A 21,703-nucleotide genomic window follows, 5' to 3' on the forward strand; every position below is an offset into this window, starting at 1 on the left:
GTTCTCCCGTATCTGCAGACGGCGCCGGCAGGGGGTCTTCGCCCTGAGCGGCGCGGTCCGCCAGCAGGCGCTCCCAGGCACGGGCCTCGTAAGCGGCCTGTTTGGCCTCGTCGGCCTCGCGCGCTTCCAGGCGCGCCTGGTCCGACGGGCCCAGGCCAAAGATCAACCGCAGCCCATCGGGGCTGAGCACCTCGTATTGATTGCGGGTGGTGCGCTTGAGGGTGGTGTGCTCGTACTTGGAGAAAAACTGCTGGCCCACGGAGACAGATGGGAAGACGGTGCGCCGACCCTGCATATCGACGAAGACGATGGCGTCATCGGTGACGTCCAGACGGAAGGCCAGGGGCACGCTCCAACCGTGTCCCAACCAGCCCTCGTGGGCGTTGCTGGAGGCATAGGTGCGTTGCCAGACCAAGGGCAGGGGGGCCTCGATGACAAAGTCCAGGTCTTGGTCGCCCTCGAGCAACTTGGCGCCATAGATGGCGTTGACCGGGTGAGGGGAGCCCGGGACGCAGGTCAGGCATTTGGGTTTAGCCTGACCGTCCGCACCTCCTGGGCTGGAATCGTTGCTGGGGGTCGGCTTCTGCGGCTCGACCGTCGTCGGCTTGGACGGTGTGGACGTTTGCCCCGAGGGCTTGTCCAGCACCGGACCCTCCTTGCGCGGCCCCGGCGGCGTGGGTTTGCGCTTGGCTGCCTGGACCTTCTTCAGCTCGCGGTACAAGGCCGCGCCGGCATCGTCCAGCTTGCCGCCCACCTTGTAGAGCACCTTGCCGATCTTGGCCGAGGCCGAAGTCGCGCCCTTGGTCACCAGCACATCGACCGCCGCCGCCGCCGCGGTTTCTACCGCCATGGCCTCGGCCACCGCGACCGCCTCGCCCAGCTGTTCGGCCACCGGTTTTGGGTTGCCGGCCATCCCCGCCAGCAGGTCGACCATCGAGCAGGTCAGCTCGCCGAGCAGGCCTAGCAGCCAGGCCTTGCAGGCCGCCTTGAGGTCCTCGCGGTTCAGGTCCTTGAACTCGTTGTAGGTGCCCTTGACCCAATCGGCCGCCTGCTGGGCCGCGCGGGCCGCCCGTTGGTTGAACTGTGGGGTCCCGGGGACAAAACTGGCCAGGGTCTCGGAGGCTTTCAGCGCATCTTGGCCGATCTGCGCATAGCTGGAAGCGGAAAAATAGTCACTGACCTTGTTCCAGCCATTTTTAACACCGTCGAGCATCTTGCCGGCGTTTTCCGCCAGCACGGCGGCGACGGTGCTCTCGCCCTTGCGGTAGTTGCTGTAGAAATCCCGCGGGCTGGCCATCAGCTCGTTGACCATGCGCTCGACCAGCGCGTCCAGGGCGTTGGCCAGGTCGGCGCCGCACTCGGCGTTGCCGCCCCTGAGCACGCCGCAGTTGATCGCCCCCGGGCAGCTACCGCCCGAGGCGAAGGTGATGACGCCCATATGGCCGTGGCTGGTGGAATGGCTGCCTTCCACCGGGTTTTGCGGCAGGAACTCGGTGGGCTTGAAGGTCTTGCCCATGTCGACCGCGGTGGAGCGCAACAGAAACAGCGAGTTGTCATGCCCGAAGCTTTTCTGCGCCGCGGCCACGGCCACGGCAAAACTGACCGCTGGCACACTGGGCACCTGGCGCTGGCCGAAAGGTGTGGCGGCCAGGGCCGGGGAGACCGCCACGGCAAAATGCTTGACCGATTGCTCGGCCTTGATCGGATCGCCCATGGTCTAACGTCTTGGCAACGGCTGGAGGAGGGCCTTCAGGCGCAGGGGCGGATTGACTGGCGGCGATACAAGGATGACAGCGAGCGAAGGGGGCATACGTCGAATGTTCCTGTCCCTGGAAAACGTCACGCAGCGCGAGTGCTGGCGAGCGTAAGCGGCGGCAAGTCTGGGTGATAGGGCCGGTAGGGTCCGAGGCGGCTGTCGCAAAAAATGAATTGAAACGCCAGTACCCGTGCGTTGAGCCATCCCCGGAAAGCAGGCTGCCGGCCTCTGAGTTGCGGTGGTCAGTCGCAGCCTTTGGCCGGCAGGCTGTCGAAGGCCCTAGCGAGCAGTTCGGCAGTGCGCCGGCTAGCCAGGATGCTGGTGTGGTTTTCGTTCAGCAGGTAAAGGTGTGCGGCTTCATCCTGGGCGGCGCTGCGCAGCTCGCTGGCAAGCGGCACCACGCCGTCGTTCAATTCGCCCAGCAGCGGTTTGTGCCCGGCGTAGCTCACCAGCATCCATTGGCGGATAGGGGCCGGGAGTGGCGAGGCGAACAACGTCTGCAGGTAGGCGCTGCCAGGGGCCATATCGCGCCAGATGGGAATGTCCAGGGGGATATTATCCACGCCGGAGGCGGCGGACGGGTGCCCGTCCCAGGGTGTGGACAGGGAAATAAACAGGCACAGTTGCTGGCTATCGGCTTCGCTCAGCAGTTGCACTGCCCGCCGTGCCACCAGCCCACCCATGCTGTGGGACAGCACATGCATGCGCGTTGGCTTGAGCCGGCGCAGCACATCGCCCATGGCTTCGCCGAGCATGTAGGCACTGTTGTTAAGTGGCAGGCCGCCAGGAAAATGGTAGAGCAGCAGCTGAAAACGCCGAGTATCGATACTGGCCGCCAGGGCCTGCAGGGTGCGCGGCGAAGAGTTGATGCCGTGCACCAGAACGATAGGTTCCTTTTTGGCATCCCAGGGTTCCAGCAAGTACAGGCCGTAGCCGATGTCGTGCATAAAGGTCAGGGGTTGCCAGCTGCCGAGTTGTACTTGGGCGGGGTCGAATCGCGGATCGGCGAAGCCGACCACTTGCAGGTAGTTGCGCTGCAGGCGCGGCTGCTCGCGATAGAGCAGGTCCAGGCTCAGGTCCAGCGCGGGCGCGGGGGCCAGGTCATCGGTGGCGAGGCTGATAAGGTTGGCCTGGCTCAGGCGCTCCCGTTGCTCCTGACTGGGCTGAATCTGCAGCGCGCTGGTAGTTGCCTGCGGCTGCCAGTGGCGAGGCTCGTCCGCGTCCAGCCTGAAGTTGCCGTTGCGGTCATCGAACGCCAGCAGTTGGTAGCTGCCGGGGGGCAGGGTGAAATAGAACAGCTCTCCCGGCGCGGCAATACGATAGTTCTGCAGCTTGCCCTGCTCGTTCAACAACGCCACCAGCGCGCTACGGCCGGATGGCGAGTCGAGCAGTTTGCCGACGACCTGGACCAGGTCCACACGGGCTTGCTGTATTTCCGTGTCCACCTTGAGCAGGCTGCATCCGCCGCTGGTGATCAGCAGCAGGGCAGGCCAGAGCGCTCGTGTGTTCATCGGTCGGCCTCCGTCAGTATCTCGACGTAGAAAGCGTAGCGGGCGTTTCGGTTTAGCCGAGCCTCGAACGTTGAGAAACATGCTCCAGCGGCCTGAGGACGAGCGCGCTGCTACCACCCTGGCAAGGTCCTAAGACCTGTTGGGGCGCAATACGGCCCAGTAACCACCGCTCGCCACCCGTGCCGGGGCCGGCGTCCCAACAGGCCCCGACACGGTCCCGCGCAGGGGGCATCGGACCCTGACTTGAGACGGAGCGGATCACGCGGAAAATCCCTGAGACGCGCGAAGCGGCGGGCGGCGATATGTTCGAGTCCATTGAGATGGTTTATAACCCTAAGCGCCCGCACGTCGTCCTTGAGCCGCTACCAACGACTACCAACGCCTGGAGACGGTCTGGAAAGTCCCGGCGTTTCACCTCCCCGCCTGCTACTGAGAAGCCCGCCATGCCCGATCTGTCCGCTTTTCCCATCACCGAGAAATGGCCCGCCGCCCACCCGGAGCGCTTGCAGCTGTATTCGCTGCCCACGCCCAATGGGGTCAAGGTGTCGATCATGCTGGAGGAAATCGGCCTGGCCTACGAACCCCACCTGGTCAGCTTCGAGACCCAGGACCAGCTGTCGCCGGCCTTTCTCTCGCTTAACCCGAACAACAAGATCCCGGCGATTCTCGACCCGGACGGACCGGACGGTCGGCCCCTGGCGCTGTTCGAGTCCGGGGCCATCCTGATCTACCTGGCGGAGAAGAGTGGACAGCTGCTGCCCCAGGACGCCAGTGGACGCTACCAGGCCCTGCAATGGCTGATGTTCCAAATGGGCGGCATCGGCCCGATGTTCGGCCAGCTGGGGTTCTTCAACGTCTTCGCCGGCAAGGACTACGCGGACAAGCGCCCGCTGCAGCGCTACGTCGACGAGTCCAAGCGCCTGCTGGGGGTACTCGATCGGCAGCTGGCCGACCGCGCCTGGATCCTCGGCGAGGCCTACAGCATCGTCGATATCGCCACCTTTCCCTGGATCCGTAACCTGGTCGGCTTCTACCAGGCTGGCGAATTGGTCGAGATCGAGCGTTTCCCAAACGTCACCCGGGTGTTGCACGCCTTTGTCGCGCGTCCGGCGGTGATCCGTGGGCTGGAGATTCCCAAGCGCCCGGCCTAGAAATGCAAACTCCGGCCGAGAGGATTATCCCGCGCTGCCAGGGACAGGGAGTGCGGGATTTTTAAGGTCGAAACGCCCCCCTAGCGGAGCCGTGGGTGGTCGATGGGGGCTAGAGACCCATGTCTTGAGGTCTCGACGCACCGGAGTTGATGCCTCAACGGCAGTACCGCCGGACTGCAAACTCAGCCTTAACTCCAGCGCCGGAACAGCACACTGGCGTTGACCCCGCCGAAACCGAAGCCATTGGACAGTGCATAGTCCATGGGCAGCTGCTGGGCCCGGCCGCGAATCAGGTTAAGGCCTGCGGCGGCGGCATCCGGGGTTTCCAGGTTGAGTGTCGCCGGGACCACCTGATCGCGCAGGGCAAGGATGGTAAAGATCGCCTCGATCCCCCCCGCGGCACCCAACAGGTGGCCCGTGGCGGATTTGGTCGAACTGATGGCCAGGCCGCTGCCCGTGCCGAACAGGGCTTTGATGGCCGCCAGCTCGCCACTGTCGCCCACCGGGGTCGAGGTGGCATGGGCATTCAGGTGCTGAACCTGGGACGCGTCCACGCCGGCTTGGCGCAGGGCCTGCAACATGGCCCGGCGGGCGCCGTCGCCGTCTTCTGGCCCGGCGGTCATATGGTAGGCGTCGGCGCTGGTGCCATAGCCCACCAGCTCGGCGATGGGCCTGGCACCGCGCGCCAGGGCATGTTGCAGTTCTTCGATGACCAGCAGGCCCGCGCCTTCGCCCATGACGAAACCGTCGCGGGCCTGATCGAAGGGGCGCGAGGCGCGCTCCGGGGTGTCGTTGAAATCGCTCGACAGGGCGCGTGCGGCAGCGAAGCCAGCCAGGCTGACCCGATGGATGGCCGCTTCCGCCCCGCCACAGAGTGCCACGTCGATTTCCCCCGCGCGGATCATCCGTGCGGCGTCGCCGATGGCCTGGACACCCGCCGCACAGGCCGTCACCGGAGCCCCCAGCGGTCCCTTGAAACCGTGACTGATCGAGACATGGCCGGCGGCCATATTGCTGAGAAATGACGGAATGGTAAAAGGCGACAAGCGCCGCGGCCCCTTGCTGTCCGCCGTTCGCACGGCTTCGGCAATCGCCGGAAATCCGCCCACGCCCGACGCGATGATGGTGGCGGTGCGCTCCTGCGCCTGCGGGGTCTGCGGCGCCCAGCGGGCCTGGGTCAAGGCTTCATGGGCCGCTGCCAGGGCGAACTGAATAAAGCGATCCATCTTGCGCTGTTCTTTGGGCGCCAGCAGCAGATCCGGATCGAAGCCGGCCTCAGGGTCTTGGGTGCGGTCGGGAACTTGGCCACCAATGCTGATCGCCAGGTCGCCGATAAGCTCCGGCGGCAAACGGCGGATCCCTGACTGCCCGGCCAGAAGGCGTTGCCAGATCTGCTCGACCCCGCAGCCCAGTGGGGTCAGTGCGCCCATGCCTGTAACGACGATACGTGTGTTCATAAGGGACCGGCTCCTTCTGCTGATAGGGGATAGCGCTCTATGGACGTTACTATCATGATGAAAGTAACATGCCTCTTCGACAATTGTTTGAGCAAGGAACGGCCATGCAGCGCAAGACCCTTCTCCATGCCGAATGCCCAATTGCCCGCAGCCTGGAACGGGTTGGCGAGTGGTGGAGCATTTTGATCATGCGCGATGCCCTGCAGGGCCTGCGGCGCTTTGAGGAGTTTTCCCGCAGCCTGGACATTGCCCCAAACATGCTTACCAGGCGCTTGAACTCGCTGGTGGAGGCGGGCCTGCTCGAGCGGCAGTCCTACAACCAGCGCCCGTTGCGCTACCAGTACGTGCCGACGGCCAAGGGTGAAGATTTCCGCGTGGTGCTTATGGCCTTTGTGGCCTGGGGCAATCGCCATTACGCGCCGGAAGGGGAAAGTGTGCAGATTGTCGAGCGCAAGACGGGGCGGCCGGTGCGGCCAATGATGGCGGATATCGCCGATGGCCACCTGGTGCCTGTGGACCAGTGCGGCGTGCAGGCCGGACCCGCCGCCAGCGCGGGCATGCGTCAGCGGCTGGGATCCAAGGCGGGTGCCTAACGGGGTCGCACCTAAAGGGGTCGTAGTGAATCAGGTGATTCACTACGACCCTTTTTGATTGTGTAGGAGGCCCGCCCCCGGGCCGAAGCCGAGGTGGGGTGATCCCTGCTACACCTAGATACCGCGGCCCCCTTCGGCGTGGGCACACCACCCACCGGTTCCCCCTCACAAGGGGTGCCGCGCCTGGCCTGGGGGCATTTTTCGTGGCAACGCGGCCCGTGTGGCTAGTGCCCTTAGGCCCTAGGGCAGTGCATAGACCTTGAACAGTTTCCTGTCCGTGTCGTTGGCGCCCCCCAGGTATTTATCGTAGGCCCGATCAATGTCCCCCGTCCGGTACATTTCACTCAGCGCGGAGTCGACCAGTAAGCGGAAATCATCGTCGTCGCGATCCACCGCCATTGCAGCCGGTGCGTACTCGAAAATACGCTCCAGCAACACCAGATCGCCCGCGGAGGATTTGGTGTTGAGCAGGTGTTCCAGCAGCATGCGCTCGGCAAAGAACGCATCGGCTTTGCCATCGGCAACCAGCTTGAGGCCTGCGTCGGTGGTTTCGGCCGTAACCAGGGTGGCGACCACCCCGAGCGATCGCATTTGCTGGCGGATCCAGGTCTCGGTAACGGCTCCGGCGGTAGCGGCAAAAGTCTGGTTCGTCAGCCCCTGATTGATGGTCGCGCGCCAGGTCGGTCCGGTGCGGGCCACATGGCCGTTGAGCACATTAAGCAGTGTCTGGGGCGCACCCTGGCGTACCACGACCGAGAGGCCGGCCGTGTAGATGGGCACCGTGAAACTCACCGCCTTGCGCCGTTCCAGGGTGGGGGGGGTGGGTGAACAGAGGATGTCGACCTTGCCCGCGTCGACGGCACTTATTGCGTCGGTGGCCGGAACCGACTGGTAACGCACCTGCAACGCCGGCAAGCCCAGCTCCGTCTTCACCTGATCGGCGATTTTCAGGCAGAGGTCAATGGCATAGCCGTTGGCCTTGTCACCGTCCTGGGCACTGAAGGGGGCGAAGTCCGGCAGGTAGCCCAGGGTCAGCGTGTTGCTGGCACGCACGCGCTCAAGGGTATTGGCGCAGGCGAGTGCCGAGACCATCGAAAGCAGGCAGGCGAGCAGCAGACGGGTGGATGTGTTCATGGGTACGCTCATATTCTGTTCTCCAAATTCAGATGTCTTTTCATTCACCAAGACAACGATTAAGGATTGCCGGCCCTAAGCGGCACGGCGGGCGCCTCGTTGACAAAACGTTTGGCGAGGAAGCCATAGAGCAGGTAGCCGAAGGCCAGCACCAGCGTGCCGCCCATTACCGCATCCTTGCCGCAGGCGTATAGCGCATACAACGAGTAGGCCACCGCAATCAGCAACACCGCCGTGTTGCGTGTATAGATGGCCGTCGAGACGCCGGCCTTGTGCATGATGACCAAGAGGCCCGTCAGTGCCGTCACGTAGGGAATCAGGTTGGTCACCGCCGCCAGGCTCACCAGCTTGCTGAACTGCGCAGCGGCGTCGGGCGAGATGGTCGATATGGCCATGATCGTCTGCAGCGCGCCGCAGACGATCATGCCGATCACCGGCGCATTGCTGGCGTTGACCTTGCTGAACAGCTTGAGGAACAGGTTCTGGTCGGCGGTCATCTTGGCGGTCTGGGCCAGGGTGAACTGCCAGCCCAGCAGCGAGCCGACGCACGCCATAACCGCCAGGGCCATGACGATGTTGCCCACCAAGGGGTTGAATATCTTGGCGTAGACCAGCGCGAAAGGTGCCGAGGAATTGGCCAGCTCGGCGTTGGGAATGATGCCCTGGATCACCGTGGTCGACAGCACATAGACTGTGGCTGCACCGAGGGTACCGAACAGGCAGGCCAGGGGTACGTTGCGCTTGGGGTTTTCCACCGCATCGGTCGCCTGGGCGGCCGATTCCATGCCGAGGAAGGCCCACAGGGTCAGGGGGATGGCCTTGCTGATGGCATCGGAGATGGCCAGGTCGTTGGGGTTCCAGGCGGCTTCCAGCACCTTGGAATCGAACCAGAACCAGCCAATGATGCTCAGGCCCGCCACCGGAATGATCACGCCCCACACGGTGAACGCCCCGATCTTGCCGGTGATGCTGGGGCCGCCGAAGTTGGCGAGGATGGTTATCCAGATCAGCCCGACCGTACCCACGAACAGCGGCACCGCGCCGGTGCCGAACCAGGGGACAAACGAGGTCAAGTAGCCGACCGCCGAGATCGCGACGGCGACGTTGGCGATCGCCAGGGACAGGAAGTACAGGTACGAGCACAGGAAGAACCCCGACTTCCCATGGGCTTCTTCGGTGTAGGCGGACAAGCCGCCGGAACGTGAGCAGAACACCCCGCACTGGGCGAAGCAGTAGGCGATGGCCATCGAGCCGATCGCCGTGAAAATCCACGACAACAGCGAGACGGCACCCAACTGGGCCATATTGGTGGGTAGCATGATAATGCCGGAGCCCATCATATTGACCGTAACCAGAGTGGTGAGCCCCATCAGGCTCATTTTTTTGCTTGAGTCGGCCATCGGAAAACTCCTTGCCAGGTTCAACGCGTTGACCCTGAGTGCGGCCGTCTGCTGTCCGGCGCCATCGGGGTGGCTGGATATTTAGACGTTCAGGTTCAATTCCGTACTATTGGCAGTGGCGGGGAGCACCCATCGAACCTGGCACTGGCCGCTTCGCGAGAGTGCTTTAGCGAGTCGAAACAGAAGGCCAACAGGTCTTTTTCAGCAACAGTGACAGCTGTCCGCGATATGCACTGCCTAATGCGTGTTCGCTGTTGTGTCCTGCCAGCCGTGGTGGTCAAGTTATCAACTTCACTCATCCAACCGTCCTCCGTTGTCGTGTAACGGTCGGCCATGGCATTCAACACCGAACCCATAACTCAAGTCGGCGTGGAACAGGCTCCGTCCGGCATCCAGCCTTTCAATAGTAGCTGGCGTTTTTCATCCTGTAGGCAAGTTGCGCAAGGCGGATAAGCTACGCAACGCGTCGGTCTGCTGAATCGGATCGGCGATACCCACTGACAGTGAAGTAGAGCGGCCGGACCCGCTAATGAATTGAAGGCAACTACAGGCCGAACCGAAGAGCCGGGTCAGGTCACTACAGCACTCGGCAGCAGCGATAGCACGGGCTGTCCGAACTGTTGGCGCCGGGCGCCTGGGTCATTCCAGATGTTCAGGTTTGACCGGGTCGCCGGATTTAATACCCAGTTGCAGCCGTACATCCTCGAACATTTTGTCGTAGGGTTTGTGGATCGAACCGACACTGCTGTGTTCTTTGGGAATCCCGTACTTCTCGACGATTTTCGTCACGTTGCTGGCAAAGTTGCAGGCTTGATCCTTGGGCAGGTAGAAGGACTCCGTCATATCCTTGCCCTGGATGCTGCCGTGCAGGGTGAACTGCATCCCTTTACCTTCTTTAGGGTCCTGCGTAACGGCATAATCTATATACAGGTTGTAACTGACATCGTTCTTATTCAGCGCATGGCGCTCGATGTGCAGGTGACCGGGTTCGAAAGTTGCCATGGTCTTGTCCTCCGTCCAAAAGAGCGTGAAGCAGGGGCAGCCTTTGGCCGGCCCCTGGCGTTACGCTGTTCTACAGGAATGTGATGCCCGCTGTCGCCGTGCTGACACGGGTGCCGGCCTTGCCCTGAACGATCGCTTCGATATCCGAGAGCGAGCCGATCACCGCGACTTTTCCCGTATGGCGGGCGAATTCGCAGGCGGCCTGCACCTTGGGTCCCATGGAGCCCGCGGCGAAGCCGAGCCTTTCCATCTCGTCCGGGTGCGCCTGGGCGATGGCTTTCTGCGTCGGTTTGCCGAAATCGATAAAGGCCGCATTGACGTCGGTGGCGATCACCAGCAGATCGGCCTCGAGCTGCTCGGCCAGCAGCGCCGAGCAAAGGTCCTTGTCGATCACCGCTTCGACGCCTTCCAGTTTGCCGGGTGAGCTGTACTGGGTCGGAATGCCGCCGCCGCCGGCGCAGATCACGATGCTGCCCTTTTCCAGCAACCACTTGATCGGGCGGATTTCGAAGATGCGTTTCGGTCTGGGGCTGGCGACCACCCGGCGATACTTGTCGCCATCCGGGGCAATGGCCCAGCCTTTTTCGGCGGCGAGCTTTTCGGCTTCGGCCTGGCTGTACACCGGACCTATGGGTTTGCTGGGGTGCTTGAAGGCCGGGTCGTTGGGGTCGACTTCGACCTGGGTCAGCAGGGTGGCGAAGGGCACCTCGAAGTCCAGCAGGTTACCCAGTTCCTGCTCGATGATATAACCGATCATGCCTTCGGTTTCGGCACCGAGCACGTCCAGCGGATAGGCCGGCACCGAGGTATAGGCCGCCGCCTGCAGGGACAGCAGTCCGACCTGTGGGCCATTGCCGTGGGCGATGACCAACTGGTTGCCGGGGTGGATTTTGGCAATTTGTTCGGTAGCGATCCGGATATTGGCGCGCTGATTGTCCGAGGTCATGGGCTCACCCCGGCGGAGCAGGGCGTTACCGCCCAGAGCGACGACGATACGCATGGTGCTGTCCTTCCTAAACGGAGAAGTGGCGGTGGCTGCGCTTGGCGGGAGCGCACCTGGGCGCGCTCCCGCAGCGAACGTTTTGCCGTTCGCTACAAGTCAGCCAAGGTCGACACCAGAATCGCCTTGATGGTGTGCATGCGGTTTTCCGCTTGCTCGAAGGCGATACAAGCCGGCGACTCGAACACGTCATCGGTCACTTCGACGCCATTACTCAGGTGCGGATACTGCTCGGCAATCTGCTTACCGATCTTGGTGTCGCTGTTGTGGAAAGCCGGCAGGCAGTGCATGAACTTGGTGCGCGGGTTGCCGGTGGCTTTCATCAGCTCGGCGTTGACTTGATAGGGCAGCAGTTGCTGGATACGTTCGGCCCAGGCTTCGACCGGCTCTCCCATGGACACCCAAACGTCGGTGTGGATAAAGTCCACCCCCTTGACGGCCGCTTTCGGGTCTTCGGTCAGGGTGATACGGGCGCCGCTTTCCTCGGCGTATTCCTTGCAGCGGGCCACCAGGTCGTCCGTCGGCCACAGGGCTTTGGGTGCACAGATGCGCACGTCCATGCCGAGCTTGGCGCCGATCAGCAGCAGCGAGTTGCCCATGTTGTTGCGGGCGTCACCGAGGTAGGCGTAGCTGATGTCGTGGATGGGCTTGTCGGCATGCTCACGCATGGTCAGCACGTCGGCGATCATCTGGGTCGGGTGGTATTCGTCGGTCAACCCGTTGAATACCGGGACGCCGGCGAACTTGGCCAGTTCTTCGACGATTTCCTGTTTGAAGCCGCGGTATTCGATGGCGTCGTACATGCGCCCCAGCACGCGGGCGGTGTCCTTCATGCTCTCCTTGTGGCCGATTTGCGAGGAGTTGGGGTCGATATAAGTAACGTGGGCGCCCTGGTCATAGGCCGCCACTTCGAACGCGCAGCGGGTGCGGGTCGAGGTTTTTTCGAAGATCAGTGCGATGTTGTTGCCTTTGAGGTGTTGCTGCTCGGTACCGGTGTATTTGGCGCGCTTGAGATCGCGGGACAGGTCGAGCAGGTAGCGCAATTCGCGAGGGGTGTGGTGTTCCAGGCTCAGCAGATTGCGGTTATGGATATTGAACGCCATTTTTGATCTCCCTAGGTGACGGTTACCCAGGCCGCGTTGGGTCAGCGCGGGCCAAGGTTAATAGGTTAGTAGTCGATCGGGTCGCGGATGATCGGGCAGGTCATGCAGTGGCCGCCGCCCCGGCCGCGACCGAGTTCGCCGGCGCTGATGGTGATGACCTCCACCCCGGCCTTGCGCAGCAGGGTGTTGGTGTAGGTATTGCGGTCGTAGCCGATGACCACGCCCGGTTCCACGGCCACCACGTTGTTGCCGTCGTCCCACTGCTCGCGTTCGGCGGCGAAGCTGTTGCCGCCGGTTTCCACGACGCGCAACGTTTTGAGGTTAAGGGCCTGGGCCACGGTGTCGAGGAAGTTGCTCTCCTCGCGACGGATGTCCAATCCCGCCGGTTTGCTTTCGTCAGGACGAAGGGTGAAGGACACAATCTGGTTCACCACTTCCGGAAAGATGGTCACCACATCGCGGTCGCAGAAGCTGAACACCGTGTCCAGGTGCATCGCCGCACGGGATTTCGGCAGGCCGGCGACTATCACTTTCTCCACGGCCTGGTGCTTGAACAGGCTGGCGGCCAGTTGGCCGATCGCCTGGTGCGAGGTGCGTTCGCCCATCCCGATCAGGACCACGCCGTTACCGATCGGCATCACGTCACCGCCCTCGAGGGTGGCGCTGCCATGCTCCTGATCCGGGTCGCCGTACCAGACCTGGAAATCGGCCTCGGTGAATTGCGGATGGAATTTGTAGATCGCGGTGGCCAGCAAGGTTTCCTGACGGCGTGCCGGCCAGTACATGGGGCTCAGTGTCACCCCCCCATAGATCCAGCAGGTGGTATCGCGGGTGAACTGGGTGTTGGGCAGCGGTGGCAGGATAAAACTGGAGTGGCCGAGGAAGTCGCGGAACATCTCGATGGTCTTGCCACCGAAACTGCTCGGCAGGTCATCGGCGGACACACCGCCAATCAGGAATTCGGCGATCTTGCGCGGTTCGAGGCTGCGCAGCCAGGAGCTGGTTTCGTTGATCAGGCCGAGGCCGACCGAGTTGGCGGTTACCTTGCGCTCGAGGATCCAGTCCAGGGCATGGGGCAGGGCGACAATGTCGGTCAACAGGTTGTGCATTTCCAGCACATCGACGTTTCGCTCGCGCATTTTGGATACGAAGTCGAAATGGTCGCGCTTGGCTTGGGCGACCCACAGCACATCGTCGAACAGCAGTTCGTCGCAGTTGTTCGGGGTCAACCGCTGGTGAGCCAGGCCTGGGGCGCACACCATGACCTTGCGCAGTTTGCCGGCTTCGGAATGGACTCCGTACTTAACTTTTTCGGTGGTCATTACAGTAATCCTCCAGATGAACTGTTACAGGGTCAGGAAGCCGTCATACAGCCCGTAGGCCGCGACGAGGGCGCCCAAGACGACTGCCACGAAAATCAACTTCTCGACATTGGTGAAGACCGGCGTTTTCAGTTCCAGTTTAGCCTTGGCGAACAGAATGACACCGGGGGCATAGAGCAGGGCGGAGAGCAGCAGGTACTTGACGCCGCCGGCATAGATCAGCCAGATCGCATAGGTCACGGCCAGGGCGCTTACAAGCAGGTCCCTGCGGCGTTCGGCTGCGGCGTTCTCATAACTCTCGCCGCGCACCGCGAGCAGCAGGGCATAGGCCGCCGACCACAGATACGGCACCAGAATCATCGAGGTGGCGAGGTAGATCAGCGAAAGGTAGGTACTGGCCGAGAACAGGGTGATGATCAGGAACAGCTGAACCATGGCGTTGGTCAGCCACAAGGCGTTGACCGGCACATGCTTGGCATTTTCCTTGCGCAGGAAGGCGGGCATGGTGTGATCCTTGGCGGCGGCGAACATGATCTCCGCGCACAGCAGCACCCACGACAGCAGGGCACCCAGCAACGACACGATCAGGCCAAGGCTGATCAGCACCGCGCCCCAGTGACCCACGACGTGCTCCAGCACCGCCACCATCGACGGGTTCTGCAGCTTGGCCAATTCCGGCTGGGTCATGATGCCCAGCGACAGTACGTTCACCAGCACCAGGAACAGCAGGACCGTGACAAAGCCGATGACCGTGGCTTTACCCACGTCGCTGCGCTTTTCCGCGCGGGCGGAGAAAATGCTCGCGCCTTCGATACCGATAAACACCCAGACGGTGACCAGCATCATATTGCGCACCTGGTTCATCACGCTGCCAAGGTCCGGGTTTTTCAGGCCCCAGATGTCGGCGGTGAAGATCTCCAGTTTGAACGCGAATAGCGCGATCAGCACAAACAGCAGCAGCGGCACGACCTTGGCGACCGTGGTCACCAGGTTGATAAAGGCCGCTTCCTTGATGCCCCGCAGCACCAGGAAGTGCACGCCCCACAACAGCGCCGACGCGCCGATTATCGCCGCCAGGGTGTTGCCTTCACCGAAGATCGGGAAGTAGTAACCCAGGGTGCTGAACAGCAGGACAAAGTAGCCCACGTTGCCCAGCCAGGCGCTGATCCAGTAGCCCCAGGCCGATGAAAACCCCATGTAGTCGCCGAAACCGGCCTTGGCGTAGGCATATACACCGCCGTCCAGATCCGGTTTGCGGTTGGCCAGGGTCTGAAATACGAACGCCAGGGTCAGCATGCCGACGGCCGTGATTGCCCAGCCGATCAACACAGCGCCAACGTCCGCACTGGCGGCCATGTTTTGCGGCAACGAAAAGATGCCGCCACCGATCATCGAACCGACGACCAGAGCAACCAACGCGCCAAGTTTAAGTTTTTCGGGGGCTGCCGACATTGCAGGTATCCATCGAAGAGGATGAACAAAGCACTTCGATTAACGATGCGCCAGTGCAAGGCAAATTGACGGTTCGTGTCGCTTATTTCTTTATTATTGAAGAGCTTGTAATCACACAGGGCGGTTGCGGTGCGATATCTCTGTGTCGCAGGAAGCGACTTCCAAGGGGTTGGCAAACGAGTTTCTGGCTTGAACGCTAGTTGGTATTTAGGCGTTGGCAAATTTTCAACTGCGGTTTTGGATAGAGGATGAGTTCCTCTTGTTTCGCAGGCGCTTCCAAGCCTGGAACGACCAGTACGGTCCGCCAATACCTCCTGCCAGGAAGGCCCCTATCGGTGTGGGCGACCAACCCGGCCGGTGGGCACGGCGAGTGCATCAGCGCAGGCGAGGGCGCCGCCCAAGGGGCCGGCACGGGCCGGCCCCTGACCGCGTCAGCGGCAGTTGGATTGGGTGCAACAGAGTTTCTTGATGCCGGTGATGCAACCGTGTTCGTTGCTACCGTCGCTGGAGTGGGCGCTCGTGTCGCCGCTGCAGAAGTATTTGTAAGTGCTGTCGCATTCGCCCGAGCAGAAAGGCGCCGTGCCTTTCCAGGTGCAGGCGGAGGGCAGCAGGCCGCTACCGGCGAGCCCGGCCATGGGGCGGGTGCGCATCACGGGGCGGGTTTGTTGAGGTGCGAACATTGTCATGAGATCCTCTCTTACTTCCTGGGTAATGCCGCGTCGTGCGGCAGGCATTGGGCAACACTCAAAACGCATCCCAATGTTGTAGCGTGCCGATGGTCACCGGAATGCTCTGGCTGACATCGATGGTGAACCGGTAGATGTGGCGGGCCCGGGTCAGGCGGTTCGCCGGATCGAAGAAGGTCATTTCCACGTCCCAGCAGTCGGAGTCGACGCGGCCGATGCGGCTGGGCTTGGCATCCACCGTGTCCAGCGTCATGCCGCGACCCAGGGCGTCCTGGCACACACTCGCGGCCTGGAAGGCATTGGTCGCCGCATGGTTGAGCGCCCGCTCGCGTGCCGTGGCGCCGCGGTTCTGGAACTCGTAGTAGATGCGTTGCAGGAAGTTCTCCAGGTAGGCCGCGGCCTCGCTGCCCTGGGTCGCCAGCGACTGGCTCAGGTCCGCCGTGGTCCAGGCACACACCCCACGCAGGTTAGGCGTAAGGATCGGGACCTCCTGGCCCTGGCGCAGGGTCGCGCTGCCGCCGGCGTCACCCGGAAACGAGAGCATCTCGACCTTGCCCTCGAGTTGCAGTTGCAACAGCTGCCGGAAGCGCAGGTCCAGGTCGCGGGCATAAGGGCCGCCGGCATACATGGCGTAGAGCGGCACGCCTTCCTGGAGTACGGTCCAGGCCAGCGCCGCGGCGGCCCAGGGCTCCTTGTCCAGGTGCGCCAGCAACTGGACGGGGTCCTGGGGGTTTTTCACCCCGCGTTGGACAAAGGAGTCCCAGTTGTTTTCGGTTTCAAAGTCGTAGCCTAGCTGACCCAGCACGTAGGCCGTGTAGGGCTGCGCGCCAGCGTTGGCGCAGCCGCAGCCCGCGGGCAGGATGCCCGGCGTGGTCTCGCTATCGACAGGGGCAAAGCGTTCGGTGCGTTCGGCGAGCATGTGGCAATCCCTGTTCAGAAAACATCCCAATGGCGAACCGAGCCGATCCGGACCGGCAGCACAGCGCTGACATCCACCGTCAGGCGGTAGACATGGCGGGCGCGGGTCAGGCGCTGGCCGGGGTCGAAGAAGGCCAGTTCGACGTTCCAGTTGTCGGCATCCTTGCGACCGGCCGGGCCACGGGACACCTTGGTGGACTCCAGGGTCATGCCCTTGCCGATGGCGTCGGCGAACACCGCGGCATCGTGGATGCCCTCGGTCGCGACGTAGTTCAAGGCCCGTTCCTCGGGGCTGGAGCCGAGGTTGCGCAGTTCGTGGAACACCCGCTCGAGGAAGTTGCCCATTTCACTCGCGTGTTTATCGCCGTGCTGCGCGGCGACCTGCTGCATCAGTCCGTGGGTCTCCCAGCACAACAGCCCGCGCGGCTCCGGCACCAGGTAGGGGGCAGTCTGGCCGTTGGCCAGGGTGGCGAGCATGCCGACCCGACCCGGTACCGCGACCAGGTCGATGCTGCCGTCGAGTTGGCGGGCCAGGTAGCTGGCGATCCGGCCGTAGGTTTCCGCCGCGTACGCCCCCAAGGCATGCAGCACGTAGATCGGCGTGCCGTCCTGCTGCAGGGTCCAGGTGATGGCCTCGGCCGCCCAGGGGTTCTGCTCCAGGTGCGCGAGGATATGGGCCGGGTCATAGGGGTTTTGCACGCCGCGCTGCACGAAGGAGTCGCGCACCGCCTCGCTGGCGAAATCGATACCGATCTGGCCCAGGGCGTAGGCCAGTGACGGCGCGGAACGCACTGCGGGTTTGGCCGCGGTGTCGAGGGCTGTTTTCGGGGTGTCACAGGCGCAGGCCGAAGGCATCAGGCCCTCGTCGGCGACAGGCAGGGAGGACGGATCGAGGCTGTCTAGCATAACGGCTCCAGGGGTGGCGGTTAGGGTGTAACGGGGCGTGACGGTGTCCTGCGCGGTGGCATCGAGGGCCTGCAATGCCCGCAATGCGCCGCCCGGGTCCAATCGACCGCGTAGCAGTCGGCTGCATTCCTGGGCGGCGTGTTGCTCACAATCGATGGCGCTGTCCAGCAGCGCCGCCTTGACCTGGCTACCACTGGGTGGCCGGCCCGCGACCACCAGCTGGCTGAGTAGCAGCGCGGCGACACCGCTGACGATGGCCGCGGCGAAACTGGTGCCGGTGCTGTGGGTGATGCCGCCCTCGGGCAGCGCGGTGGGAATGTCCTGGCCCGGGGCGAGCAGGCCTCGGTCACGGTAGGGCGCGCCCCAGTTACTGAACGGCAGCGCCTCGCCGGCCATGTCCATCGCCCCGACCACCAGGGTCGTGGCCACCACGGCGGGCAGGTGAAAGCAGTCGCAGGCGTCGTTGCCGGCGGCGGCCACCACCAGCACGTCCCGTTCGACGCAGGATTGCAGGGCGCGCTGCAGGTGCGGGCCCGCTTCCGTGGCCTCCGTCAATTGGCCGCCGCTGATATTGATAAGGTGCGCACCGGCGTCCAGTGCGCGGTTGATCGCCCGGGCCAGGTCCAGCTGAGTGGCGGGTCGGGTTTGTCCGGAGGGCTGGGCGGAGAAGATCGGAATCGACACCAGGGAGACTCCGGGTGCGATGCCCGCTACCGTATCGTGCGATTGGCCAATAATGATGCTGGCTATCGCGGTGCCATGCCGTTGGCTGGCGTCGATCACGATGTTGTTGTTATACACAAGAAGCGACGGGTCCTGGGACAGCTGGGCACCGTTAAAACAAGGGTGGGTAATCTCCACCCTGCCGTCGAGTAATGCAACGATAATGCGCGGGTCGCCCGGGGAATTGAAATGATCGCCCATATAATTATTTTTAAGCCAAGCCATAGCGATAACCCTGTGAGCTGAATTTGCACGGGAAGATGTCGGGCTGTTGAGCGGTATCTGTTTTAATTGAGCGTATATTTATAAAATAAAAAAAATGCCCCGCGGCAGCGGCCGTGAAAGTTTTCTGATAATTGCTGTTCCGGCGTTGGCGCGTGCAGGCGGATGCCGGTTTTTGCCGAGTGGTTGTGCAAAGCGACGGGCTGCATGTATCCACCGGGCTAGCGGCGTCGCGGGCTCAAACTCGGACTTTCGGGGAGGCTTAGCCGGTTCGGCTGGGTCGATAGTGCAGGCAGGCGGGCGGGCTGATCAGCCGCCGCGCGACAGACACGACAGCCGAAGGAGGAGGCAATTGTACGAGGGGTGAGAACGCCGTGGACTTATAGTGACTCATGGACAGATTCCCTTATCCTGCTTCCGTTTACAAACCTTACAAGTTCTATTTGTCAGTGCGATTTATTCTTGCAGGCCAATCTGCACACCAATAATCACGTCCGATAAAGAGGGCTGTGACGACGGTCAATACTTGTGTGCAGGGCTATCGAGTTAAAGTGGTGTCGGGTATTGGCTTACAACATAAGCCAGTCTGCGCGAATGTCAAATGACGGAGCCTATAATAATTCAACCAATAACGGTCAGGGCGGTAACAAGGGTGTCATGCAGTCGTGTAGTGGGGTTGGCCTGGAGGCGATATCGGGATACAGGGCCCGGCCCAGCAAACCAGTGCACCTGTCGGCACAGCCGCGGCAGCTACACATGGGCTCCGGCTAAAGGTAGTACGTGAGTGCCCCGCTTAACGGCCCTTGAGCCACCGCGGGGCGTTAACGCCGTCGGCTGCCCGTGCCCGGCGGTGTTTTGCAATCGAGCCGTCACTCGCCCGTGCGCGCCCGGTAAATATTCAGGAAACCGAGCAAGGTCATTTCGACCAGGCGCTCGTCGCTCACCCCCTCCGGCACCTGCATCACGCCGTGGATCAGTAGCGAGGCCAGGCCATGGATATAGGACCAGCTGGCCAGCGCCGCGCCTCGGACCTGGCTGGAGTCCAGGGGCAGTTCGAGCGTCTCGGCGAGGGTTTGCTCGAGGCGGCCAAAGGCCTCGGCTCTTGCCTCCAGCAGCGCCGGTAGCGCTTCTGCGTCCAGGCATTCCGCACCAAACATCAGCTGGTACAGCGCCGGGTTGCCGCGGGCAAAACGGAAGTACGCCAGGCTGGCCTGTTGCAGCTTGTCCGGCTGGGCGGTCTCGTGCGAAAGCGCTTCGGTCAGCTCGCGAAACCCCTGAGCGGCCAGATGCCCCACCAGCACGGAGCGATTGGCGAAGTGGTGATAGGCGGCGGTGGAACTGACGCCTACCCGCTCGGATACGGCGCGCAGCGACAACTTGGCGGGGCCGACTGCCTCGAGCATCTCCCGGGCGGCGCTCAGCAATTGTGGCGCGAGGTTGCCCACATGGTAGGTGTCGCGCTTGGCGGAGGAGGGTGTGATCGTTGTACGGGTCATCGAGCTGCTGGAGCGCCGGTTTGGGAAGGTGCAATCCTATCACGGCAAAGAATCTTGACACCGCTAAGATTGCTTCGTAGTCTCGTCGCGTTCGCCTCTGCCAGATCCCAGGCACCGCTGCCGCGGCGCCAGCGGCCAGGGTTCGTCGAGCGTGCAGGTCCTTTGTTCCCTACCCATAAAGGTAACCACCATGAGCACCTTAGAGCTTCAAGCCCCGGCTGCCGCCTCGCTGCAGCGCTGGCACGTCATGCTAGCCGCAAACGACCTGAGCCAATTGCCCGCCCTGCTGGCGCCGAATGTGCTGTTCCGCTCGCCCATGGCCCACACCCCCTATCCGGGGGCGCCGGTGGTATCGATGATCCTCAACACGGTCAGCAAGGTTTTCGCCGACTTTACCTATCACCGCGAGTTGGCGAGCGCCGACGGACTTAATGTCGTGCTGGAGTTCAGTGCGCGCGTGGGCGACAAGGAGCTCAAGGGCATCGACATGATCCGCTTCGACGAGAGCGGCAAGATCGTCGAATTCGAGGTGATGATCCGCCCCATGAGTGGTTTGCAGGCCTTGGGCGCGGAGATGGCCAGCCGGCTTGCGCCTTACCTGGCGGCGAACAAGGGCTGACACACGCAGGGGGACGCCTCGGCGCGCGAGTGCCCGAGGCGTCCGTTCCACCGGTTTAGCCGTCAAGGGGAGAGGCATGCAAACATTGGAGTTCGTCGTCAGTCGCACCGCATTGGACGACTGCGGCGTGCAGCACGGGCGTATGGAGGCGGATAAGCAGCTGGACGGGCAGGTGTTGCTCCAGGTCCAGCGCTTTTCTTTCACCGCCAACAACATCACCTACGCGGTATTGGGCGAGGCGCTGCGCTACTGGGAATTTTTCCCAGCCCCAGCCGGCCAGGGCATCATCCCCGTATGGGGCTTTGCCGAGGTGGTCGCTTCGCACTGTGCCGGAATCGAGCCGGGCGAGCGTTTCTATGGCTACTACCCGATGGCGAGCCATTTGCTGGTAATGCCCAAACAGGTCAAGGCGGGTGGCTTTACCGATGGCTGCGCGCACCGCGCGCTGCTGCCGAGCATTTACAACCAGTACCTGCGCTGTAGCACGGATGCGCTATACCGCCGCGAGACCGAGGCCTTGCAGATGCTGCTGCGTCCGCTGTTCACGACGTCTTTCCTGCTGGAAGACTTTCTTCGCGACAACCAGCACTTTGGCGCCGAATGCCTGGTGGTGACCAGCGCCTCCAGCAAAACGGCGATCGGCTTGGCGTTTCTGTTGCAGCGCCAGCGTGCCCAGCTTGGACAATCCTGCACCGTCATCGGGCTCACTTCACCGGGTAATCTGGCCTTTACCCAAGGGCTCGGCTGTTATGACCAGGTCCTGGGCTACGACCAGTGGCGCGAACTTGAGCCGGGCCGCGCCAGCGTGCTCGTCGATTTTTCCGGAAATGCCGAGCTGATGGAGCGTTTACATGCGCACCTTGGGCAGCTGCGCTACAGCTGCCGGGTAGGCGCTTCCCACTGGACCCAGCGAGGCGGGCGACCGAAAGCCTTGCCAGGACCGACACCCAGCCCGTTTTTTGCCCCTTCCCAAGCGGAAAAGCGCCTGGCTGAATGGGGCGGCGCCGTATTCCAGCAGCGGTTGGCTGAAAGCTGGCACGCCTTTCTCGTCTTTGTGACGGGTTGGCTGGAGGTGGAGACGCGCCTGGGACCTGACGCGCTGCTGCACGGGTATCGGGAGGTGTTGGCGGGCCAGGCCTCGCCGAAGCAAGGGCTGGTGTTGTCGCTGTTTGCCGAGTAGCCCTGTCCTGGCTGTTTAGGTTCTTGCTCGAGCCTGGTTTGAGCCTTCCCAGGTGCCGCGTTAGCGGACCTT

General features: G+C 62.8%; 18 protein-coding genes. 4 read left to right on the forward strand and 14 right to left on the reverse strand.

Annotated elements, in window-relative coordinates:
- On the reverse strand, positions 1-1,714 hold a 1,714-nt coding region (locus ABWY06_RS04315; RefSeq protein WP_353924336.1), incomplete at its 3' end, for a DUF6531 domain-containing protein.
- Positions 1,715-1,998: 284 nt separating this feature from the next.
- Positions 1,999-3,267 carry an alpha/beta hydrolase gene (locus ABWY06_RS04320; RefSeq protein ID WP_353924337.1) on the reverse strand — a complete coding sequence of 423 codons (1,269 nt, stop codon included), beginning with the start codon at positions 3,265-3,267 and terminating at the stop codon, positions 1,999-2,001.
- A 443-nt stretch (positions 3,268-3,710) separates the two neighbouring features.
- Here ABWY06_RS04320 and ABWY06_RS04325 point away from each other — a divergent pair, with 443 nt between their 5' ends.
- Positions 3,711-4,418 (forward strand): glutathione S-transferase N-terminal domain-containing protein, encoded by a 708-nt coding sequence (locus ABWY06_RS04325; RefSeq protein ID WP_353924338.1) that lies wholly within the window; start codon positions 3,711-3,713, stop codon positions 4,416-4,418.
- 188 nt (positions 4,419-4,606) lie between these two features.
- Here ABWY06_RS04325 and fabF read toward each other — a convergent pair whose 3' ends face one another.
- A complete protein-coding gene (gene fabF / locus ABWY06_RS04330; RefSeq protein WP_353924339.1) occupies positions 4,607-5,875 on the reverse strand; it encodes a beta-ketoacyl-ACP synthase II in 1,269 nt (422 codons plus the stop codon).
- 104 nt (positions 5,876-5,979) lie between these two features.
- Between fabF and ABWY06_RS04335 the strand changes: the two genes are divergently transcribed.
- A complete protein-coding gene (locus tag ABWY06_RS04335; protein ID WP_353924340.1) occupies positions 5,980-6,468 on the forward strand; it encodes a winged helix-turn-helix transcriptional regulator in 489 nt (162 codons plus the stop codon).
- Positions 6,469-6,708: 240 nt separating this feature from the next.
- Here the strand turns inward: ABWY06_RS04335 and ABWY06_RS04340 are convergent, their stop codons facing one another.
- The 11 genes from ABWY06_RS04340 to ABWY06_RS04390 all read right to left on the reverse strand — a co-directional run bounded on the left by ABWY06_RS04340 (position 6,709) and on the right by ABWY06_RS04390 (position 19,832).
- Positions 6,709-7,614 carry an amino acid ABC transporter substrate-binding protein gene (locus tag ABWY06_RS04340; protein ID WP_353924341.1) on the reverse strand — a complete coding sequence of 302 codons (906 nt, stop codon included), beginning with the start codon at positions 7,612-7,614 and terminating at the stop codon, positions 6,709-6,711.
- Positions 7,615-7,661: 47 nt separating this feature from the next.
- On the reverse strand, positions 7,662-9,002 hold the full coding sequence (gene potE / locus ABWY06_RS04345; RefSeq protein WP_353924342.1) for a putrescine-ornithine antiporter: 1,341 nt from the start codon (positions 9,000-9,002) through the stop codon (positions 7,662-7,664).
- 639 nt (positions 9,003-9,641) lie between these two features.
- Positions 9,642-10,004 carry a DUF5064 family protein gene (locus ABWY06_RS04350; protein ID WP_353924343.1) on the reverse strand — a complete coding sequence of 121 codons (363 nt, stop codon included), beginning with the start codon at positions 10,002-10,004 and terminating at the stop codon, positions 9,642-9,644.
- A gap of 70 nt (positions 10,005-10,074) precedes the next feature.
- Positions 10,075-11,004: a carbamate kinase gene (gene arcC / locus ABWY06_RS04355; RefSeq protein ID WP_353924344.1), complete on the reverse strand. Its 930-nt coding sequence runs from the start codon at positions 11,002-11,004 to the stop codon at positions 10,075-10,077.
- Positions 11,005-11,096: 92 nt separating this feature from the next.
- Positions 11,097-12,107, reverse strand: coding sequence for an ornithine carbamoyltransferase (locus ABWY06_RS04360; protein ID WP_353924345.1), 1,011 nt, complete (start codon positions 12,105-12,107; stop codon positions 11,097-11,099).
- Between the two features lie 65 nt (positions 12,108-12,172).
- Complete coding sequence (gene arcA, locus ABWY06_RS04365; RefSeq protein WP_353924346.1) at positions 12,173-13,429, reverse strand: arginine deiminase; 1,257 nt, start codon at positions 13,427-13,429, stop codon at positions 12,173-12,175.
- A 24-nt stretch (positions 13,430-13,453) separates the two neighbouring features.
- Positions 13,454-14,881, reverse strand: coding sequence for an arginine-ornithine antiporter (arcD, locus tag ABWY06_RS04370; RefSeq protein ID WP_353924347.1), 1,428 nt, complete (start codon positions 14,879-14,881; stop codon positions 13,454-13,456).
- A 431-nt stretch (positions 14,882-15,312) separates the two neighbouring features.
- A complete protein-coding gene (locus tag ABWY06_RS04375; RefSeq protein WP_353924348.1) occupies positions 15,313-15,561 on the reverse strand; it encodes a hypothetical protein in 249 nt (82 codons plus the stop codon).
- A 64-nt stretch (positions 15,562-15,625) separates the two neighbouring features.
- Positions 15,626-16,486 (reverse strand): cyanobactin maturation protease PatG family protein, encoded by an 861-nt coding sequence (locus tag ABWY06_RS04380; protein WP_353924349.1) that lies wholly within the window; start codon positions 16,484-16,486, stop codon positions 15,626-15,628.
- Positions 16,487-16,500: 14 nt separating this feature from the next.
- Entirely contained in the window at positions 16,501-18,339 is a 1,839-nt protein-coding gene (locus tag ABWY06_RS04385) for a S8 family serine peptidase (RefSeq protein ID WP_353924350.1), read from the reverse strand.
- A gap of 866 nt (positions 18,340-19,205) precedes the next feature.
- On the reverse strand, positions 19,206-19,832 hold the full coding sequence (locus ABWY06_RS04390; RefSeq protein ID WP_353924351.1) for a TetR/AcrR family transcriptional regulator: 627 nt from the start codon (positions 19,830-19,832) through the stop codon (positions 19,206-19,208).
- A gap of 190 nt (positions 19,833-20,022) precedes the next feature.
- Between ABWY06_RS04390 and ABWY06_RS04395 the strand changes: the two genes are divergently transcribed.
- The gene (locus ABWY06_RS04395) at positions 20,023-20,451 is read left to right on the forward strand and encodes a nuclear transport factor 2 family protein (protein ID WP_353924352.1); all 429 of its coding nucleotides are present in this window, start codon (positions 20,023-20,025) and stop codon (positions 20,449-20,451) included.
- 76 nt (positions 20,452-20,527) lie between these two features.
- Positions 20,528-21,631 (forward strand): DUF2855 family protein, encoded by a 1,104-nt coding sequence (locus tag ABWY06_RS04400; protein ID WP_353924353.1) that lies wholly within the window; start codon positions 20,528-20,530, stop codon positions 21,629-21,631.
- The last annotated feature ends 72 nt before the right edge of the window (positions 21,632-21,703 follow it).

Source organism: Pseudomonas sp. (assembly GCF_040514055.1).
GTDB lineage: Bacteria > Pseudomonadota > Gammaproteobacteria > Pseudomonadales > Pseudomonadaceae > Aquipseudomonas.

Bases quoted from the DNA above. Each gene is read 5' to 3' on its own strand.
- ABWY06_RS04395 (WP_353924352.1), top strand. From the start codon at position 20,023: ATGAGCACCTTAGAGCTTCAAGCCCCGGCTGCCGCCTCGCTGCAGCGC.
- ABWY06_RS04320 (WP_353924337.1), bottom strand. From the start codon at position 3,267: ATGAACACACGAGCGCTCTGGCCTGCCCTGCTGCTGATCACCAGCGGC.
- ABWY06_RS04350 (WP_353924343.1), bottom strand. From the start codon at position 10,004: ATGGCAACTTTCGAACCCGGTCACCTGCACATCGAGCGCCATGCGCTG.
- ABWY06_RS04340 (WP_353924341.1), bottom strand. From the start codon at position 7,614: ATGAGCGTACCCATGAACACATCCACCCGTCTGCTGCTCGCCTGCCTG.
- ABWY06_RS04385 (WP_353924350.1), bottom strand. From the start codon at position 18,339: ATGGCTTGGCTTAAAAATAATTATATGGGCGATCATTTCAATTCCCCG.
- ABWY06_RS04380 (WP_353924349.1), bottom strand. From the start codon at position 16,486: ATGCTCGCCGAACGCACCGAACGCTTTGCCCCTGTCGATAGCGAGACC.
- ABWY06_RS04375 (WP_353924348.1), bottom strand. From the start codon at position 15,561: ATGTTCGCACCTCAACAAACCCGCCCCGTGATGCGCACCCGCCCCATG.
- ABWY06_RS04325 (WP_353924338.1), top strand. From the start codon at position 3,711: ATGCCCGATCTGTCCGCTTTTCCCATCACCGAGAAATGGCCCGCCGCC.
- ABWY06_RS04360 (WP_353924345.1), bottom strand. From the start codon at position 12,107: ATGGCGTTCAATATCCATAACCGCAATCTGCTGAGCCTGGAACACCAC.
- arcA (WP_353924346.1), bottom strand. From the start codon at position 13,429: ATGACCACCGAAAAAGTTAAGTACGGAGTCCATTCCGAAGCCGGCAAA.
- ABWY06_RS04390 (WP_353924351.1), bottom strand. From the start codon at position 19,832: ATGACCCGTACAACGATCACACCCTCCTCCGCCAAGCGCGACACCTAC.
- arcC (WP_353924344.1), bottom strand. From the start codon at position 11,004: ATGCGTATCGTCGTCGCTCTGGGCGGTAACGCCCTGCTCCGCCGGGGT.
- potE (WP_353924342.1), bottom strand. From the start codon at position 9,002: ATGGCCGACTCAAGCAAAAAAATGAGCCTGATGGGGCTCACCACTCTG.
- ABWY06_RS04400 (WP_353924353.1), top strand. From the start codon at position 20,528: ATGCAAACATTGGAGTTCGTCGTCAGTCGCACCGCATTGGACGACTGC.
- fabF (WP_353924339.1), bottom strand. From the start codon at position 5,875: ATGAACACACGTATCGTCGTTACAGGCATGGGCGCACTGACCCCACTG.
- arcD (WP_353924347.1), bottom strand. From the start codon at position 14,881: ATGTCGGCAGCCCCCGAAAAACTTAAACTTGGCGCGTTGGTTGCTCTG.
- ABWY06_RS04335 (WP_353924340.1), top strand. From the start codon at position 5,980: ATGCAGCGCAAGACCCTTCTCCATGCCGAATGCCCAATTGCCCGCAGC.